Below are 4,068 nucleotides of genomic sequence, written 5' to 3'. Positions count from 1 at the left end.
GGATTGTCTTCGGGGACTTCGTCGGCGTCTGAAGTGATTTCAACAGATGATCTTGAGGAATTGCCTGATATTGCTTCGCTGGACGCAGAATTAGAACAGGCAGACAGATTCTCAAAAGCTTTAAATAAAGACGACGACGATGACAATTAATGAGGGTAATTTGGCATTTACGTTTCCTGATACGTGGACTTCAGTTAAGTATGATGAAACTAAATTTTACAAGGATAATATCATTTCGACTGCGGCCAACCTGAAAGCTGTTGATATATTGGCGATACCGTATCCCCAGCGAAATAGCCTGTTAATGATTGAAGTCAAGGATTTTCGCGGACATGCAAAGGAAAATCAGGAGAGGCATGGATCGGGTAAATTGGTTGTGGAAGTTATTGAAAAGGCAATGCATACACTAAGTGCGTTGTACCTGGTGAAATATTGCGGGAATAGCGAATTGGCTGCTTTTGTGGCGCCTGATTTAACACCACCGCCGCGTATTGAACTGGTTTTATTTATGGAAGAAGATCCAATCGTTCTCCGTCATGATAATGATACCAAATCGAAAATGGAGATGCAAAATATGCGAAACCGCATTGATAATATGACATTGTCTTTCAGGCAAAAACTGAAGGATAAAGTGAAAATATCAAGTAAAATCATCAGTACCGCTTCTATAAAGGCCAGAGATGTATTTACAGTAGCACAAATTTGAAGTAGCCGCAGACCCCTGATTTAATTAAAAAAGGTTATATATCATCAATATATAACCTTTTTTCTTGTGCCCAGAACAGGAATCGAACCTGCACTCCGTTGCCGAAACAAGATTTTGAGTCTAGCGCGTCTACCAATTCCGCCATCTGGGCATGCGATCCGGCTGTTAAGCCTCATCGCGGGTTGCAAATGTAGAAATTCTTTGTTGAATCCGCAATAAATATTTCAGTTTGGCATAACATTCTTTCAGCAGCGTAACCTCGCCGGGGGATGCCGTGCCCGCCGCGAAGGCTGTCAGCGCGGGCTCCGCCTCTTCCAGCAGGTGGTCCATCCACTGGGAGATCCTGCGGCCGAGCTGCAGGACGGCCTTTTCGTCCCCGCCGTGTTCCAGGGCAAACAGCTGGCTGTTCAGTTCCAGCATCTCCTGCATAAAAATTTCGGGCAACGTGTACTTTTCCCCGGGGGCCAGCAGGCCGTCGAATCGTTTCAATACCTCCATCTGATTTTGCTAAAAAGCAAATTTACAGTAATGTTGCAGCATTCGATCCTAACACCTCAAACAAACATGACTTCCTTACACATCGGCCTGATCCGGGAAGAAAAAATTCCGCAAGATAACCGCGTAGCCTTCACGCCGCAGCAATGCCAGTGGATCCTTTCCCATTACCCCACCGTACAGATCACCGTGCAGCCCTCGCCGCACCGCGCTTTCAAAGACGACGAATACCGCGCCGCGGGCATCGCCCTCGCGGAAGACCTCTCGCATTGCGATATCCTGCTGGGTATTAAAGAAGTGCCCGTAGAACGGCTGATCCCCGGCAAAACATATCTCTTCTTCTCCCACACTAAAAAACTCCAGCCGCAGAACCGCGAAATGCTGCAAACCATCCTGGATCGCAAAATCACGCTCATCGACTACGAATGCCTGGTGCATCCCGACGGGCAGCGCATCCTCGGTTTCGGCTTCTTCGCCGGCGTGGTGGGTGCCCATAACGGCCTGCTGGAATTCGGCCGGCGGACGGGGCTTTTCAACTTCAAGCGCGTCCATGAATGCCATGACTTCCAGGAACTGATCACGCATTATTTCGGCGTCAAACTGCCGCCTGTGAAGATCGTCACCACCGGCTCCGGCCGCGTGACGGCGGGCATCCTCGAAGTAATGGGGCTCCTGGGCATTAAATACATCCCGCCCGACGAGTTCCTCATCAACGAATACGCCTATCCGGTATACACCCAGCTCAAAGCGGGGGAGCTGTACCTGCGGCGGTCCGACAAAACGTATAGCCGCGAAGATTTTCATAACCATCCCGAACAATACGATTGCAAATTCCTGCCTTACGTCACCTGTTCCGATATCCTGATGAACGGGATCTATTGGGAGCAGGACATTGCGCCCCTGTTCACCTGGGAGGACCTGGCCAAGGAGAATTTCCGCATCCAGGTGATAGCCGATATCACCGACGATAAAGGCGGCTCCGTGCCCTGCAACCTTGGCGACGGCACGATCGAAAACCCGGTATACGGCGTTCACCGCCAGGAACGGCATAAAACGGAGCCCTACGCCCCGGAAAGCGTGTCCATGATGTGCGTCGGCAACCTCCCCAACGAGCTCCCGCGCGACGCGTCCCAGTTCTTCGGCGACCATCTCATGAAATATGTGTTCGACGACCTGGTGAACGGCGGCAGCGAGATGATAGAGAAAGCCACCATCGCCACCCAGGGTAATTTGACGAGCCGTTACGCCTATATGGAAGAATACGCAGCGGGAAAATAACCGCGTGATGGGCTATTGCCCAGCATCCCTGCGATTGTAACGGATTATCTTCGCCGTATTATCATTATTTGGCACAAAATAGTTTCCAAAAAAAAACTTGAGCGCCGGGCAGTCGTGCCCGGCTTTCTTTTTTGCCTCCGGTATCGCCGGGGGCTTTTTTATGCCTTGCTGATGTTTGATGGATGGAAAGCCAGCAGATTTCCGGGGGGCGGGGATAGCTTTGCAGTAAGGGTCAGGAGCTGGCGTCGTCGTGCCGGAGCATGATGTCTGCCGGGATTTTTCCTTCCGGTTGATAATGCTGTATCACATACATTTTTTCGCCGGCAGTAATCACTTCGCGCGGCCGATGTGGCTGAAACAGGTTTGTGGGGCCGGTTATACTGATGGCTACATGCGTGATGCCGTCTTCGGCCAGGCTCTCGATGAATTGTTCCAGGATGATTTGCAGTTGCGCGGAGGGATCCAGTTCCATATGCATGATTTGGGTGAACATTGCGCGCCGTAACCGTGGCGCTTTTCCCGATTGCCGCCGGGAGATTTTCGGCGGATTATTTAAGGCAATATAAGTGAAAAAATGCAGCCAGCCTCACTTACGAGGTCAATATATTTTATGCTTTTCTTCAATTTGGCCGGATGGATGAAATCCGTGACGATAAATTGCTAAAAGCCCTGGGCGCGCGGTTCAAGCAGCTGCGCGAACAAACGGGCATGAGCAACCGCGAGTTCGCGGATCGTGCGGGTATCGGCCACGCCCAGATCAACAGGATCGATACGGGACAGGTCAATGTATCCATCAGTACACTCAGCGCCATTGTCAAACAACTGGGTATTTCCCTCAGCGAATTATTTCAAGGTTTATAACCATTGTTGCAATTCATACTGGTTTGTGTGATGTTGCAGAAACGAAAAACCGGCTGCATGGTTCGTGCAGCCGGTTTCTTATTTCAGGTAAGTTAATGCGTCAGGAAGCGCCCAGCGAACGAAGCGTGAGCCAGGCCATGAGCCCGGCGCCGATTTCGAGCGATTGCTCATCGGCGTCGAACGTGGCGGTATGCAGGCCTGAAGTGATGCCGCGCTCTTCGTTGCCGACGCCCAGCCGGTAAAAGCATGCGTCCGACACCTGGGAGTAGGAGGCGAAGTCTTCAGCGGCCATCCAGATCGGGAGATCCACCACGTTTTCGGTACCCATGTATTCCTCCGTCAGCGCGCGCACTTCGGCCGTCAGCTCCTCGTGGTTGATCAGTACGGGATAGCCCACACGGATATCTACTTTGCAGCTGCCGCCCATTCCTTCCGCGATGGATTCCGCCAGCCGGCGGATGCGCTCATGCGCATCGAAGCGCCAGGTTTCATCCAGCGTCCGGAATGTGCCGTCGATTATTACTTTATCGGGGATCACGTTGTGCGCGCCGTCGGCGATCACTTTGCCGATGGACAATACCGATGGCATCGTGGGGTTCGCATTGCGGCTCACGATCTGCTGGAATGCAATGATCATATGGCTGGCGATGATCACCGGATCGATGGTGGTGTGGGGCATGGCGCCATGGCCGCCCTTTCCGTACACTTCGATATAGATCTCGTCTGCA

6 protein-coding genes and 1 tRNA gene are annotated in these 4,068 nt (G+C 51.8%); 3 read left to right on the top strand and 4 right to left on the bottom strand.

The window, feature by feature from the left end; genetic code table 11:
* The first annotated feature begins 139 nt into the window (after positions 1–139).
* Positions 140–706 (top strand): hypothetical protein, encoded by a 567-nt coding sequence (locus Q0510_RS19845; RefSeq protein WP_298715588.1) that lies wholly within the window; start codon positions 140–142, stop codon positions 704–706.
* 67 nt (positions 707–773) lie between these two features.
* On the opposite strand, the gene Q0510_RS19840 is transcribed toward Q0510_RS19845, so the two are convergent.
* Positions 774–857: transfer RNA gene (locus tag Q0510_RS19840), tRNA-Leu, on the bottom strand.
* A gap of 14 nt (positions 858–871) precedes the next feature.
* On the bottom strand, positions 872–1,195 hold the full coding sequence (locus tag Q0510_RS19835) for an iron-sulfur cluster co-chaperone HscB C-terminal domain-containing protein (RefSeq protein WP_298715586.1): 324 nt from the start codon (positions 1,193–1,195) through the stop codon (positions 872–874).
* 75 nt (positions 1,196–1,270) lie between these two features.
* Here Q0510_RS19835 and Q0510_RS19830 point away from each other — a divergent pair, with 75 nt between their 5' ends.
* Complete coding sequence (locus tag Q0510_RS19830) at positions 1,271–2,479, top strand: NAD(P)-dependent oxidoreductase (protein ID WP_298715584.1); 1,209 nt, start codon at positions 1,271–1,273, stop codon at positions 2,477–2,479.
* A gap of 232 nt (positions 2,480–2,711) precedes the next feature.
* On the opposite strand, the gene Q0510_RS19825 is transcribed toward Q0510_RS19830, so the two are convergent.
* Positions 2,712–2,957 (bottom strand): hypothetical protein, encoded by a 246-nt coding sequence (locus tag Q0510_RS19825; RefSeq protein ID WP_298715582.1) that lies wholly within the window; start codon positions 2,955–2,957, stop codon positions 2,712–2,714.
* 155 nt (positions 2,958–3,112) lie between these two features.
* Here Q0510_RS19825 and Q0510_RS19820 point away from each other — a divergent pair, with 155 nt between their 5' ends.
* On the top strand, positions 3,113–3,340 hold the full coding sequence (locus tag Q0510_RS19820) for a helix-turn-helix domain-containing protein (RefSeq protein ID WP_298715580.1): 228 nt from the start codon (positions 3,113–3,115) through the stop codon (positions 3,338–3,340).
* A 100-nt stretch (positions 3,341–3,440) separates the two neighbouring features.
* Here Q0510_RS19820 and Q0510_RS19815 read toward each other — a convergent pair.
* Positions 3,441–4,068, bottom strand: a 628-nt coding sequence (locus tag Q0510_RS19815; RefSeq protein ID WP_298715579.1) for a M20/M25/M40 family metallo-hydrolase, incomplete at its 5' end; no start/stop codon positions are given.

This window comes from uncultured Chitinophaga sp. (assembly GCF_937874145.1).
Lineage (GTDB): Bacteria > Bacteroidota > Bacteroidia > Chitinophagales > Chitinophagaceae > Chitinophaga.
The sequence above is the reverse complement of the archived record's forward strand: the minus strand, read 5'-3'. Positions and strand labels throughout refer to the sequence as shown.

Excerpts from the sequence above, each read along its gene's own strand:
- Q0510_RS19845 (WP_298715588.1), top strand. The coding sequence starts at position 140 with ATGACAATTAATGAGGGTAATTTGGCATTTACGTTTCCTGATACGTGG.
- Q0510_RS19830 (WP_298715584.1), top strand. The coding sequence starts at position 1,271 with ATGACTTCCTTACACATCGGCCTGATCCGGGAAGAAAAAATTCCGCAA.
- Q0510_RS19825 (WP_298715582.1), bottom strand. The coding sequence starts at position 2,957 with ATGCATATGGAACTGGATCCCTCCGCGCAACTGCAAATCATCCTGGAA.
- Q0510_RS19820 (WP_298715580.1), top strand. The coding sequence starts at position 3,113 with ATGGATGAAATCCGTGACGATAAATTGCTAAAAGCCCTGGGCGCGCGG.